Genomic DNA, 12,924 nt, shown 5'->3' with positions numbered 1-12,924 from the left:
CTGCGCCCGTTTTCGATCACTTCGACCCGGGTCAGTCTTGGCGGCGTCGTCACCAGGCCGGTTAACTTGGGCGAAACAAACGGGTCACGCTTGAGAAATCCCGCCTGCCTATGGTCGGGTCCAGCGTGTGCCACCGCACTGGCCGCACGACCGAGCTGCAACCCCGCCCCTCCCCGGGTGGGAGTAGGAGGAGTTGGATGTTCCAGAACGCCGACGACGCGAAGAAGTTCATCGCGGACAACGACGTGAAGTTCGTCGACGTCCGGTTCTGTGACCTGCCGGGCGTGATGCAGCACTTCACGATCCCCGCGAAGGCGTTCGACCCGGCGGAGGAGCTCGCCTTCGACGGCTCGTCGATCCGCGGCTTCCAGGCGATCCACGAGTCCGACATGGCGCTGCGCCCGGACCTGTCGACGGCGCGCCTCGACCCGTTCCGCCGCGACAAGACGCTGAACATCAACTTCTTCATCCACGACCCGATCACGGGCGAGCAGTACAGCCGCGACCCGCGCAACATCGCCAAGAAGGCCGAGGCCTACCTCGCCTCCACCGGCATCGCGGACACCGCGTACTTCGGCCCCGAGGCCGAGTTCTACGTCTTCGACTCGGTACGTTTCGAGACCTCCGCGAACCAGGGCTTCTACCACATCGACTCCGAGGCCGGCGCCTGGAACACCGGTGCGGTCGAGAACAACCGCGGCTACAAGGTCCGTTACAAGGGCGGCTACTTCCCGGCCCCGCCGGTCGACCACTTCGCCGACCTGCGTGCCGAGATCTCCCTGGAGCTGGAGAACTCCGGCCTCCAGGTCGAGCGCCAGCACCACGAGGTCGGCACCGCCGGCCAGGCCGAGATCAACTACAAGTTCAACACGCTGCTCGCCGCGGCCGACGACCTGATGCTCTTCAAGTACATCGTGAAGAACGTCGCCTGGCGCAACGGCAAGACCGCGACCTTCATGCCGAAGCCGATCTTCGGCGACAACGGCTCGGGCATGCACGTCCACCAGTCCCTGTGGGCCGGCGGCGAGCCGCTGTTCTACGACGAGCAGGGCTACGCGGGCCTCTCGGACACCGCCCGCTACTACATCGGCGGCATCCTCAAGCACGCCCCGTCGCTGCTCGCCTTCACCAACCCGACGGTGAACTCCTACCACCGCCTGGTCCCGGGCTTCGAGGCGCCGGTCAACATGGTGTACTCGCAGCGCAACCGCTCCGCCGCGATGCGCATCCCGATCACGGGCTCCAACCCGAAGGCCAAGCGCGTCGAGTTCCGCGCCCCGGACCCGTCCTCGAACCCGTACCTCGCCTTCTCCGCGCTGCTCCTGGCGGGCCTCGACGGCATCAAGAACAAGATCGAGCCGGCCGAGCCGATCGACAAGGACCTCTACGAGCTGGCTCCCGAGGAGCACGCCAACGTCCAGCAGGTCCCGACCTCGCTGCCGGCCGTCCTCGAGGCCCTGGAGGCGGACAACGAGTACCTCCAGGCCGGCGGTGTCTTCACCTCCGACCTGATCGAGACCTGGATCGACTACAAGCGCACGGCAGAAATCGCCCCGATCCAGCTCCGCCCCCACCCGCACGAGTTCGAGCTGTACTTCGACCTCTAAGCCCCCCACCTCCGCGACACCCGAGCCCCGCCGCCCCACCCCGGGCGGCGGGGCTCGCCGCTTTTCGCTGCGGCCCCCCCTATTGGGTGGATCACCGCGCATACCAACCCCCTTGGGCGATTCATGCGGGAAAGTGGGCGGATTCCCACAGCGGAGGGGGCGGCATGGCGGAGGTCGTGGACGGGCGGGCGGATGAGCAACTGCGGTACCGGTCGGGCTCGTTGGAGGTGTTGCAGCGGCATCCCGTGACCACGCGGAGCATGGCCCGGCGGCTGCCGCAGCTCGTGCGCAAGGCGTTGGCGCTGGCCTGGCGGGTGGACCGGCGGGCGGTGCTCGTGCTGCTCTGCTGTCAGGCGCTCTCGGGGTTCTTCGAGGCGTTCGGGCTGCTCGCCACGACGCGTACGATCACCGCGCTGATCGCGAGCGGGGACATCGCGCACCGGCTGCGCGAGGCGCTGCCGTCGATCGCGGTGCTCGCCGCGGCGGCCGGGCTGCGGGCGCTGCTCGGCATCGTGGTCGTGAACATCTCCGGCCGGCTCTCGCCGCGGATCTCCCGCGAGGCGGAGATGCAGATGCTGGCCGCGGCCGTGCGGGCGGAGTTGTCGGCGTACGACCAGCCGGGTTTCAACGACAAGCGGGAGGCGGCCGACCGGGGCGCCGAGGTCGCCCAGCAGCTCCTGACCGACTCGCAGGACCTGATGGCGTGCGTGGCCTCGCTGGTGGCGGCGGCCGGGGTCGTGACCGTGCTGCATCCGGCACTGCTCCCGCTGCTCCTGCTGGCCGCGCTGCCGCAGGGCGTGGCCGGGGTCAAGGCGGCGCGGGTGCACTACGAGGCGTCGCGGGCGATGAGCGCCGAGCGGCGCACCCTGAGTCTGCTGCGCTGGTTCGTGATCGACAAGGACACCGCCGACCAGCTGCGCTCGTGCACGATGGCCGAGTTCCTGCTGGAGCGCTACCGGGCGATCGGACGCCGGGTGGACGCGGCGACCGACAAGGCCGTGCACCAGGGCGCCCGTTACTCGGTCGCCGGGGCGCTGGCGGGCGGGGTCGCGGCCGGGGTGGTGTGGGCGGCGCTCGCCTATCTGCTCGGCTCGGGGCGGATGTCGGTGGCCTCGGCGGGCACGGCGGTGTTCGCGCTGCGTACGGTCGCCTCCTCGCTGCGGGGCGTCGTCGGCTATGGGACGCGGCTGTTCCGGACCGGGCTCTACCTGGACGACTGGGCGGAGTTCATCGAGGAGGCCGGCGGCCACCGGATGGCGCGCGGCACCCTGGCGCCGCCCGCCCCGGAGGTCGTACGGGCCGAGTCGCTGACGTACCGCTACCCGGGCAGTGAAAGGCCCGCCCTGGAGAAGGTGACGGTCCAGGTGCGCAGGGGCGAGGTGCTGGCGCTCGTCGGCGAGAACGGGTCCGGCAAGACCACGCTCAGCAAGCTGCTCACCGGGCTCTATCTGCCCAGCGAGGGGTCGGTGACCTGGGACGGGGTCGCGGTGGAGCGGTGCGATCCGTCGGCGCTGTGGCGGCAGACCGCCGTCGTGCCGCAGGACTTCGCGCACTGGCCGATGTCCGCGCGCGACAACATCACGCTCGGGCAGCCGCACGGCGGCGACGAGGCGGTGCGCCGGGCCGCCGTCCACTCCGGCGCCGCCGAGGTCGTGGACGGGCTGCGCAGCGGGCTGGACACGCTGCTCGCCCGCGAGTGGTTCGGCGGCGTGGAGCTGTCCGGCGGGCAGTGGCAGCGGATCGCCATCGCGCGGGCCTTCCACCGCCCGGCCGGGCTGCTCGTGATGGACGAGCCCACGAGCGCGCTCGACGCCCGTGCCGAGCACCGCATCTTCACCGGGCTGCGCACCGTCGCGCGGGACCGGGCGGTGGTCCTGGTGACCCACCGCCTCGCCAACGTCGCGGTCGCCGACCGCATCGTGGTCCTCGACCGGGGCCGGGTCCTCCAGGAGGGCACCTTCGCCGAACTGGTCGCCACCGAGGGCCTGTTCAGGGAGTTGTGGCTGCTGCAGAACGACCGGGGAGTGCCCGGGCCGCGCGCGGGTGCGTGAGCCCCGGGCGCCTCATGCCCCGGTGCCGGCCCACTTCTGCTCGACCTTGCCGAGCCGCCAGTACGCCAGCGCGATCGCCCACACCACGACGAACAGGCCGACGATCACGAAGCCGACGTTGTCCAGGTTGAGGGACGCGATCCAGCCGCTGACCGGGTCGGTGAGGTCGAACTTCTCGTGCAGCACGCCGACCAGTTCGATGGTGCCGATGAAGAAGGCCACCGCGATCGACAGGCCGGTGATGGTGAGGTTGTAGTAGACCTTGCGGACGGGGTTGGAGAACGCCCACTGGTAGGCGAAGTTCATGAACGTGCCGTCCAGGGTGTCGAACAGGCTCATCCCCGCCGCGAACAGCAGGGGCAGGCACAGGATCGCGTACCAGGGCAGTCCTGCGGCGGCGCCCGTGCCGGCCATCACCATCAGGGTGACCTCGGTGGCGGTGTCGAAGCCGAGGCCGAAGAGGAAGCCGAGCGGGAACATCTGGCCGGGCCGGGAGATGGACTTGGTGAAGCGGCCCAGGATGCGGTTCATGAAGCCCCGCGAGTCCAGGTGCGCTTCGAGCTCCTTCTCGTCGTACGCGCCCGCGCGCATCGCCCGGAACACCTTCAGGATGCCGAACAGGGCGACCAGGTTGAGGGCGGCGATCAGGTAGAGGAAGGAGCCGGACGCGGTGGTTCCGACGACGCCGAGCACCTGGTGGGCGCGCGAGTCCTCGTTCATCAGGGTGCCCGCGAGCTGGGCGCCTCCGGCCACCAGGCCCGCCATGACGACGACGACGCTGGAGTGACCGAGCGCGAACCAGAAGCCCACGGAGACCGGCCGCTTGCCGTCGGCCATCAGCTTGCGGGTGGTGTTGTCGATGGCCGCGATGTGGTCGGCGTCGAAGGCGTGCCGCATGCCGAGGGTGTAGGCGGTGATGCCGAGGCCGATGCCGTAGGTCTTGGTGCCCACGGCGTAGTGCTCGGGGGCCACGAGCAGGAACAGCACGCCGAAGGCGACGACGTGCAGGGCGGCAATCACCGTGAGGAGGACGGCGGTTCGGACGGTGTCCTCGCGCCGCCAGTGGAAGGACGGCGCGGCGGCGCCGGGTTCGGCGGACGTGCGAACGGGCAGGGTCATGCGGGTCACGCTCCAGCACCTCGTGGATCACTTCGTGAGATGCCGCGGCCGGTCTCCTGGCTGACGGGTGGGTGCGGCCGCCCCGGCCTTCCCAGCCAGGTGGATCCTGGCCAGTGGCGTCGCGAGGGGACGGCAGCTCCCCGGCAGCCGGGGAACCCGATCACAGTGGCGAGGGCCGCTCCGGTTTCGCACCGGTCTTCCCGAACACCACGGCCCGGTCACCCTAGACGCTGGCAACTCGCCTGCCCAGCTGCACAGCTGTGCAGGTATCGAAGATCACACGGGGCATCGCGGAGTCCTGCTGCGAGGATGCGTCCATGCATCTCGTCCCCGCCGAGCGCGTCGGCCACCGCACCATCGACGGCCACCGGGTCTGCGACGCCATCGCGGCCATCGGTGACCCGGACCGGGTGCGCGCCTGGGCCGAACGGTTCTCCCTGCTCGCCGACGCCAACCGGCTCGCGCTGCTGCTCGCCCTGCACCGGGCCGGGCCGCTCGCCGTCTCCGACCTGGCGGTGGCGACGGGCATGCGCGACCCGGCCGTCTCGCAGGCCCTGCGGCTGCTGCGGGCGGCCGGGGCGGTCGCGGGTGAGAAGGAGGGGCGGGTGGTGCGCTACCGCGTGGTCGACGAGGCGACCGCGTGCCTCCTCGACGCGTACGCGGCAAACGGACGCGGTTAGCGGTGCGAGGGGTCGGCGTGCCCGGGCCGGGCCGACGGCTTCCCGCCGGCGCGACCCGGGCCGGGCGCGGTCAGCGCCCGTCGTAGATCAGCGCGCGCACCATGCGGCAGGTCGTCTCCGACGGCGGGTGCACTCCGATGAGCGCGGCCACGGTGCGTATCGTGCGGTCGGGCGCCTGCTCCGGTCGGTAGACCCCCGAGTCGAGCAGGGCGATGGCCAGGCGCATGGCCTTCAGGCGCCGGTTGTGGGACTCGTACCACACGCGCGGGCGTCCCGCGGGCAGCGGCACCTTGCGGAGGGGCTGGAGGGACAGCTGTTTCGGGGCGTGCGAGGTGAGTACGGCAGCGGTCATGGGCATCCTCCTGGGCAGTCGGGAACCCTCACTTACTGCCTCCATTTTACTGGGGGGCACTGACAATCGGCCCTGGCCAGCGGGGCTTTGGGGGCTCGGCGCGGGTAGCCTGGCGGCATGGAGATCTGGATCAATCCGGCCTGTTCGAAGTGCCGCGACGCGGTGAGTCTGCTCGACGCGGAGGGCGCCGAGTACACGGTGCGCCGCTACCTGGAGGACGTGCCCTCCCCCGACGAGATCCGGGCCGTGCTCGACCGGCTCGGCCTCGAACCGTGGGACATCACCCGCACCCAGGAGGACGCCGCCAGGGAACTGGGCGTCAAGGACTGGCCGCGTGACGCGGAGACCCGCGAGCGCTGGGTGGCGGCGCTCGCCGAGCACCCCCGGCTCATCCAGCGCCCGATCATCACGGCGGACGACGGCACGGCCGTGGTGGGCCGCACCGACGAGGCGGTACGCGACGCCCTGTCGCGCTAGTCCCGGCCGAGCCGCGCCTCGGCGTCGGCCAGCAACTCGGTGATCCGCGCCCCGAACCGTACGTCGCAGGGGTGGGGCACCCCCGTGCGGGCCGCCTCAAGGAGGGCGTCGAGCGCACCGGCGAACGCGTCGAGCGCGCCGCCCCATTCGGGCATCACAGCGGCGCCCGCCGTGCCGAGCAGCGAGACCTCGACGCCCGCGGCGGCCGGCGGCGCGGTGAAGCTCAGGTCGGCGGTGCTGGAGGCGCCCGAGGCGTGCCGCAGGACCAGGTGGGCGGTGTCGCCGGGGCCCGCCGCGGCCGTCAGCGAGGTCACGTCGCCGAGCACCCCGGCGAGCACGGCGAGCGCGTGCGGGCCCACGTCCCAGAGCGCGCCCTTCTCCCCCCGCCAGGGCGAGGCGGCGTACGGGCTGCGCGCGGCGCCCGGGGTGAACAGCGACCCGTACCACCGGGCGTGCCCGGTGAACCAGCCGTCCACGGCGGCCTGTTGGGCCACCCACGCGGCGGTCTCCCGCGCGAAGCGCAGCGTGAGGAAGACGACGGAGGCGACCTGGGCCCGCTCGACCGCGGCGGCCAGTTCGCGGGCGCCCGCCGCGCTCGTCGCGACCGGCTTGTCCAGGAGCAGATGGCAGCCGGCCTGCGCGGCCCGTACCGCCAGCGGGGCCTGGACGTCCGGCGGCAGCGCGAAGGCGACGGCGTCGCAGTCCGCGAACAGCGCGTCGGCGTCCTCGTACACCGCCACCCCGTGCTCCCCCGCGAGCGCGGCCGCGGCCTCCGGACGGCGGCCCCACACGCCCGCGAAGTCGACGCCGGGGTGTGCGGCGAGCGCCGGAGCGTGGGTGGCGACGGCCCAGGGGCCGGTGCCGAGGAGGCCGATGCGGGTGGTGCTGCCGGTCTGGTTCATGAGGACCAGTCTGCCCGGAGCGGCCGACGGCACCCCACCGGCGGCGGCCGGGCACCGGGCGCGCCCGGTATACGAGACGGCCGGGGCGCCGCCCGCGGGGCCCGCTTCGAACGAACCGCCGGGGCGCCGGGGCGCTTCTCGGAGGAACCGAGGAGGCGGCGGCCCTCCGGCGGCCTCGCGACACCCGCGGTAACACCGGGTTCACAAACGGGCAACGGACGGGAAATGCCGGGGTGTGAGGCTGCCGCCACAGAGACAGCGCCGCAGCGTGGCAGCGCGCAGGCACCCCGCAGCTCCCGCAAAGGATGGCTTCCGTGACGTACAAGGCCGAGTACATCTGGATCGACGGCACCGAGCCGACCGCCAAGCTCCGTTCCAAGACGAAGATCATGGCCGGTTCGCCCGTCGCCGTCGCGGAGCTGCCCGTCTGGGGCTTCGACGGGTCCAGCACCAACCAGGCCGAGGGCCATGCGTCGGACCGCGTCCTGAAGCCGGTGTTCTCGTGCCCGGACCCGATCCGCGGCGGCGAGCACATCCTGGTCCTGTGCGAGGTCTTCGACATCGACGGCACCCCGCACGCGTCCAACACCCGTGCGCTGCTGCGTCCGTTGGCCGAGCGGTTCGCCGCGCAGGAGCCGATCTTCGGCATCGAGCAGGAGTACACCTTCTTCGACGGCACCCGCCCGCTCGGCTTCCCCGTCGGCGGCTTCCCCGCCGCGCAGGGCGGCTACTACTGCGGTGTCGGCGCGGACGAGATCTTCGGCCGCGAGATCGTCGAGAAGCACCTCGACCACTGCCTCGCCGCGGGTCTGAGCATCTCCGGCATCAACGCCGAGGTCATGCCGGGGCAGTGGGAGTTCCAGGTCGGGCCGGTCGGGCCCCTTGAGGTGTCCGACCAGCTGTGGGTGGCGCGCTGGCTGCTCTACCGCACCGCCGAGGAGTTCAACGTGTCGGCCACCCTCGACCCCAAGCCGGTCAAGGGCGACTGGAACGGCGCGGGCGCCCACACCAACTTCTCCACCAGGGCGATGCGCGAGGGTTACGAGGCGATCATCACCGCGTGCGAGGCGCTGGGCGAGGGCTCCAAGCCGATGGACCACGTCAAGAACTACGGCGCGGGCATCGACGACCGCCTCACCGGCCTGCACGAGACCGCCCCGTGGGACCAGTACAAGTACGGCGTCTCGGACCGCGGTGCCTCGGTGCGCATCCCGTGGCAGGTCGAGGTGGACCAGAAGGGCTACATCGAGGACCGCCGCCCCAACGCCAACGTCGACCCGTACGTGGTGACCCGCCTCATCGTCGACACCTGCTGCACCGGGCTGGAGAAGGCCGGCCAGGTCTGAGTCGTCCGCCGGTCCTCAAGGGCGTCCTCCGCTGCCGCGGTGGGCGCCCTTCGACGTGGGGGGCGCGCCGAGTTGGAGGGACGGGTTCCGGTCACGCTGTGCCAAGGATCCGTATCAGTCCGTGGGAGGGGGCTGCTGCGCGGGGCGAATCGTCTGGTTGAATGGGGCCATGTCCAGCATCCAGAACCCCGCGACAGGTCGCAGCGACCTTGAGCCGTTCTGGCCGTCCCGCCAGGACCATGACTTCGACCGGGTGTGTTGCCGCGCGACGAACGCGCCGGCCCTCTAACGCCTCGATCCACTCCAGGCCTTCGGCCGCCGCGCAACGACGTACGTCCCCCTCGACGACTCCCGCGCGAAAGAGCTGACCCCTCATGGCGAACACCCGTACCCTCCCGAACTCCGACGCCCCCGCCGCCGTGCCGCTCGGCCGCCACCGACTGCGGGCCGTGGACCGCGACGAGGTGGCCGTCCCGGCCGCCGGTCAGGTCATCGACTTCCTGCCGCCGGGCGCGACCTGGCTGCCCGCGCCCCAGCACACCCTGCCCGCCCTGCCGGGCCGCCCGCCGATGGTCGGCTATCTGGTGCTCGTCCCCGCCGACCAGCAGCCCGCGCTGCTCGCCGCGGCGCCCGAGCCCCTGGCGCCGGTGCCGGTCCAGCCCGCCGCGTTCGGCGGTGACGCGCTCGTACGGATCGACACCGTGCGCCGCACCGCAGAGGTCGACGGGGAGCAGCTCGACCTGACCTACCTCGAATTCGAGCTGCTAGCCCATCTGGTGGCGCATCCGCACCGGGTACACACCCGCGACCAGCTGGTCACCACGGTGTGGGGCTACGGGCACGTCGGGGACGGCCGCACCGTGGACGTGCACGTGGCCCGGCTGCGCCGCAAGCTGGGCGCCAAGCACCGCGGTGCGATCCAGACGGTGCGCCGCGTGGGGTACAAGTACGCGCCCTGATGGGCGGGTTGGAGAGGGGCGGGGCGCCGGGGGGCGCCCCGCCCTTCTGTCTGCGGCGGCTCCGCGGCCGGGCAACGCATGAGGTCAGGGGGTGTTGCCAGCCCCACCTCCGGGCCGGGGGCAGAACCCCGTGACGCGGGGCGGGGCGCCCGGCGACACTGGTGGCCGGCCCCACCGGCGCTTGGCGCTCCACGGGGAGTGCGGTGCTCCGGAAGGGGCGTGTACCGCGGCGGAGCTCAGGGAGACGGGGACGTACATGAATGCGGCCAAGGCACGGGACGCGCTGCTCGCGGGGGTGCGGGGGTTCGCCCTCATCTTCGTCTCGCTCGTCGGGTCGATCCTGCTGTTCACGCTGACCGCCGTGTCCCTCGCCCTCATCCCGGCCGGCGTCGGCGTGTTCACGACCCCGTTGATCATCGGGCGGGTGCGCGCCCACGCCGACTTCCGGCGCGAACTGGCCGCCCGCTGGAGCGGGGTGCGCATCCCCTCGGCGTACCGGCCGGTGCCGCGCCGTCCGGGCCTGGGCGGCTGGGTCGGGCGGTGCACCACCCTGCTGCGTGACCCGGCGACCTGGCACGACCTGCGCTGGATGCTCGCCGACATGACGGCCGGGTTCGTCACCGCGCTGCTGCCGCCGGTCCTGCTCCTGTACCTGGGGTACGGCTGGGTCCTCGCGCTCGGGGTGTGGCGGCCGATCGCCGACGCGGGCGGACTGTGGTTCCTGTTCGTCCACGTCACCAGCCTGCGCAGCGCGTACGCTGCCGCCGCCCTCGGCACCGCGCTGTCCGTCCTCGGCCTCTTCGTCAACCCGGCGCTGCTGCGCGGCCACTTCCAGCTCGCCCAGGCGCTGCTCTCCCCCTCCCGCGAGGCCGAACTGGCGCGGCGCGTGGACCGTCTGACCGAGACCCGGCACGACGCCGTGGACACCTCGGCGGCCGAACTGCGCCGCATCGAGCGCGACTTGCACGACGGGGCCCAGGCCCGCCTGGTCGCGATGGGGATGAACCTGGGCACCATCGAGGCGCTCGTCGAGACGGACCCGGCGAAGGCCAAGCAGCTCCTCGCGATGGCGCGCGCGTCCTCGGCCGAGGCGCTGACGGAGCTGCGCGACCTGGTGCGCGGCATCCATCCGCCGGTGCTCGCCGAGCGTGGACTCGCCGACGCGGTAAGGGCGTTGGCGCTGCGCCTCCCGGTCCCGGCCGAGGTGTCGGTGGACCTGCCGGAGCGGGCCCGCGCCGAGGCGCCGGTCGAGTCGGCGGCGTACTTCGCGGTCAGCGAGCTGCTCACCAACGCGGTCAAGCACGCGGAGGCGGACAGCGTCTGGGTCGATCTGTCGTACGCGGCGGGCGCGTTGCGGGTCTCCGTCGGCGACAACGGCAAGGGCGGGGCGCGGGCCGGGGCGGGCAGCGGCCTGAGCGGGGTCGAGCGCCGACTCGGTACATTCGACGGCGTCCTGGCCGTCAGCAGCCCCGCGGGCGGCCCCACCCTGGTGACCATGGAGATCCCTTGCGAGTTGTCCTAGCCGAGGACCTGTTCCTGCTCCGCGACGGCCTGGTCAGGATGCTGGAGGCGTTCGACTTCGAGATCCTCGCCGCGGTCGAGACGGGCCCCGAGCTGACCCGGGCGCTGGCCGACCTGGAGCCGGACGTCGCGATCGTCGACGTCCGGCTTCCGCCGTCGCACACCGACGAGGGCCTCCAGTGCGCACTCGCCGCCCGCCGCGCCCGGCCCGGCCTGCCGGTCCTCGTCCTGTCCCAGCACGTGGAGCAGCTGTACGCGCGCGAGTTGCTCGCGGACGGCAACGGCGGGGTGGGCTACCTCCTCAAGGACCGGGTGTTCGACGCGGCGCAGTTCATCGACGCGGTGCGGCGGGTGGCGGGCGGCGGCACCGCGATGGACCCGCAGGTGATCCAGCAGCTCCTGTCGCGCCGGGCGCAGGACAAGCCGCTCGGCGGGCTCACCCCGCGCGAGCTGGAGGTGATGGAGCTGATGGCGCAGGGCCGCTCGAACGCCGCGATTGCCGAGCGCCTGGTCGTCACCGAGCGGGCCATCGCCAAGCACACCTCCAACATCTTCGTGAAGCTGGGCCTGCCGGTCTCCGACGACGACAACCGGCGGGTCCTCGCGGTGCTCGCCTATCTCGACCGGGGCTGAGACGGCACGGCCCCGAGCCGCGGCGGCCGGGTTCCCCGGCCGTTTCGGGTTAGCCTGGCGGGACAATGAACCGCATGATCACGCCCTGGGGCGAGCACGACCTGACCCGATTCCCCGAAGACCCCCGCGATCCGCTGCGGGCCTGGGACGCCGCCGACGAGTATCTGCTGCGGCACCTGGCCGAAGGCGCGGACCTGGACCTCTCCGGGAGCGTGGTCGTCGTCGGCGACCGCTGGGGCGCGCTCACCACGGCGCTGGCCGGGCACAGCCCGGTGCAGATCAGCGACTCGTTCCTGGCCCAGGAGGCGACCCGGGCCAATCTGGCGCGGGCGGGCTTCGCGCCGGATTCCGTACGCCTGCTCTCCACCCGGGACGAGGTGCCCGAACGGGTCGACGTGCTGCTCGTGCGGGTGCCCAAGAGCCTCGGCCTCCTGGAGGACGAGCTGCACCGCGTCGCGCCCTCGGTGCACGCGGGCACCGTCGTCGTCGGCACCGGCATGGTCAAGGAGATCCACACCTCGACGCTGAACCTGTTCGAGCGGATCCTCGGCCCGACGAAGACCTCGCTGGCCGAGAAGAAGGCCCGGCTCATCTTCACCACGCCGGACCCGGAGCTGGTCCGGCCGCACAACCCGTGGCCGCTGACGTACTCCCTCGAGCTGGGCATCGGGCCCGCGTCCGGGCTGGCCGTGACCAACCACGCCGGGGTGTTCTGCGCCGACCGCCTCGACATCGGCACCCGCTTCCTGCTCCAGCACCTGCCCGCGCGCACCGGCCCCGACCACGTCGTGGACCTGGGCTGCGGCAACGGCATCGTGGGCACGGCCGCGGCGCTCGCCAACCCCGAGGCCCGCGTCACCTTCGCCGACGAGTCGCACCCGGCGATGGCCTCGGCCGAGGCCACCTTCCGGATGTGCGCGGGGTCCGGGCGCGAGGCCGAGTTCCGGCTCGGCGACGGCCTGGCGGGCTTCCCGCCCGGCACCGCGGACCTGGTCCTGAACAACCCGCCGTTCCACACCCACCAGGCGACGACAGACCGCACCTCCTCGCGGATGTTCGCGGACGCCCGCGCCGCGCTGCGCGAGGGCGGCGAGCTGTGGGTGGTCGGCAACCGGCACCTCGGCTACCACGAGAAGCTCCGCCGCATGTTCGGCAGCTGTGACGTCGTGGCGTCCGACCCGAAGTTCGTGGTCCTGCGCGCGGTGAAGCAGGCCCGCTGACACAGAAGGGATTTCCAACTCCCTTGAATCTCCTGAGCCGTTGAACGCCCCACCCTT

At 72.3% G+C, this 12,924-nt stretch carries 12 protein-coding genes and 1 riboswitch; of the genes, 9 read left to right on the top strand and 3 right to left on the bottom strand.

Features of this window, described 5'->3' with window-relative positions; translation table 11 throughout:
• The first annotated feature begins 197 nt into the window (after window positions 1–197).
• Together glnA and DT019_RS06225 are read left to right on the top strand one after the other, a co-directional pair.
• The gene (gene glnA, locus DT019_RS06230; protein ID WP_114035617.1) at window positions 198–1,607 is read left to right on the top strand and encodes a type I glutamate--ammonia ligase; all 1,410 of its coding nucleotides are present in this window, start codon (window positions 198–200) and stop codon (window positions 1,605–1,607) included.
• Between the two features lie 164 nt (window positions 1,608–1,771).
• On the top strand, window positions 1,772–3,658 hold the full coding sequence (locus DT019_RS06225) for an ABC transporter ATP-binding protein (protein ID WP_114035616.1): 1,887 nt from the start codon (window positions 1,772–1,774) through the stop codon (window positions 3,656–3,658).
• Between the two features lie 12 nt (window positions 3,659–3,670).
• Here DT019_RS06225 and DT019_RS06220 read toward each other — a convergent pair whose 3' ends face one another.
• On the bottom strand, window positions 3,671–4,777 hold the full coding sequence (locus DT019_RS06220) for a HoxN/HupN/NixA family nickel/cobalt transporter (RefSeq protein ID WP_114035615.1): 1,107 nt from the start codon (window positions 4,775–4,777) through the stop codon (window positions 3,671–3,673).
• Between the two features lie 28 nt (window positions 4,778–4,805).
• A riboswitch (cobalamin riboswitch) is annotated at window positions 4,806–5,018 on the bottom strand.
• Between the two features lie 76 nt (window positions 5,019–5,094).
• On the opposite strand from DT019_RS06220, the gene DT019_RS06215 reads away from it, so the two are divergent.
• Window positions 5,095–5,457 (top strand): metalloregulator ArsR/SmtB family transcription factor, encoded by a 363-nt coding sequence (locus DT019_RS06215; RefSeq protein WP_114035614.1) that lies wholly within the window; start codon window positions 5,095–5,097, stop codon window positions 5,455–5,457.
• 70 nt (window positions 5,458–5,527) lie between these two features.
• Here DT019_RS06215 and DT019_RS06210 read toward each other — a convergent pair whose 3' ends face one another.
• Window positions 5,528–5,809, bottom strand: a complete 282-nt coding sequence (locus DT019_RS06210; protein ID WP_114035613.1) for a hypothetical protein — start codon at window positions 5,807–5,809, stop codon at window positions 5,528–5,530.
• A 117-nt stretch (window positions 5,810–5,926) separates the two neighbouring features.
• On the opposite strand from DT019_RS06210, the gene DT019_RS06205 reads away from it, so the two are divergent.
• Window positions 5,927–6,286 carry an arsenate reductase family protein gene (locus DT019_RS06205; RefSeq protein ID WP_114035612.1) on the top strand — a complete coding sequence of 120 codons (360 nt, stop codon included), beginning with the start codon at window positions 5,927–5,929 and terminating at the stop codon, window positions 6,284–6,286.
• Here DT019_RS06205 and DT019_RS06200 read toward each other — a convergent pair.
• A complete protein-coding gene (locus DT019_RS06200) occupies window positions 6,283–7,188 on the bottom strand; it encodes a Gfo/Idh/MocA family protein (protein WP_114035611.1) in 906 nt (301 codons plus the stop codon). The two genes, DT019_RS06205 and DT019_RS06200, sit on opposite strands and share 4 nt — an antisense overlap.
• Before the next feature lie 314 nt (window positions 7,189–7,502).
• Between DT019_RS06200 and glnII the strand changes: the two genes are divergently transcribed.
• The 5 genes from glnII (at window position 7,503) to DT019_RS06175 (ending at window position 12,867) form a co-directional block, all read left to right on the top strand.
• On the top strand, window positions 7,503–8,534 hold the full coding sequence (gene glnII, locus DT019_RS06195; protein ID WP_114035610.1) for a glutamine synthetase: 1,032 nt from the start codon (window positions 7,503–7,505) through the stop codon (window positions 8,532–8,534).
• A gap of 374 nt (window positions 8,535–8,908) precedes the next feature.
• Window positions 8,909–9,493 (top strand): winged helix-turn-helix domain-containing protein, encoded by a 585-nt coding sequence (locus tag DT019_RS06190; RefSeq protein WP_114035609.1) that lies wholly within the window; start codon window positions 8,909–8,911, stop codon window positions 9,491–9,493.
• A gap of 256 nt (window positions 9,494–9,749) precedes the next feature.
• Window positions 9,750–11,015, top strand: coding sequence for a sensor histidine kinase (locus DT019_RS06185; protein WP_114035608.1), 1,266 nt, complete (start codon window positions 9,750–9,752; stop codon window positions 11,013–11,015).
• Window positions 11,000–11,647, top strand: coding sequence for a LuxR C-terminal-related transcriptional regulator (locus DT019_RS06180; RefSeq protein WP_114035607.1), 648 nt, complete (start codon window positions 11,000–11,002; stop codon window positions 11,645–11,647). Before DT019_RS06185 ends, DT019_RS06180 begins: the two co-directional genes overlap by 16 nt.
• A 74-nt stretch (window positions 11,648–11,721) precedes the next feature.
• Window positions 11,722–12,867, top strand: coding sequence for a methyltransferase (locus DT019_RS06175; RefSeq protein WP_114035606.1), 1,146 nt, complete (start codon window positions 11,722–11,724; stop codon window positions 12,865–12,867).
• Window positions 12,868–12,924: the final 57 nt, after the last annotated feature.

Source organism: Streptomyces sp. SDr-06, from assembly GCF_003324565.1.
Taxonomy (GTDB): Bacteria; Actinomycetota; Actinomycetes; order Streptomycetales; family Streptomycetaceae; genus Streptomyces.
This window is presented reverse-complemented; position numbering and strand designations above follow the sequence as displayed.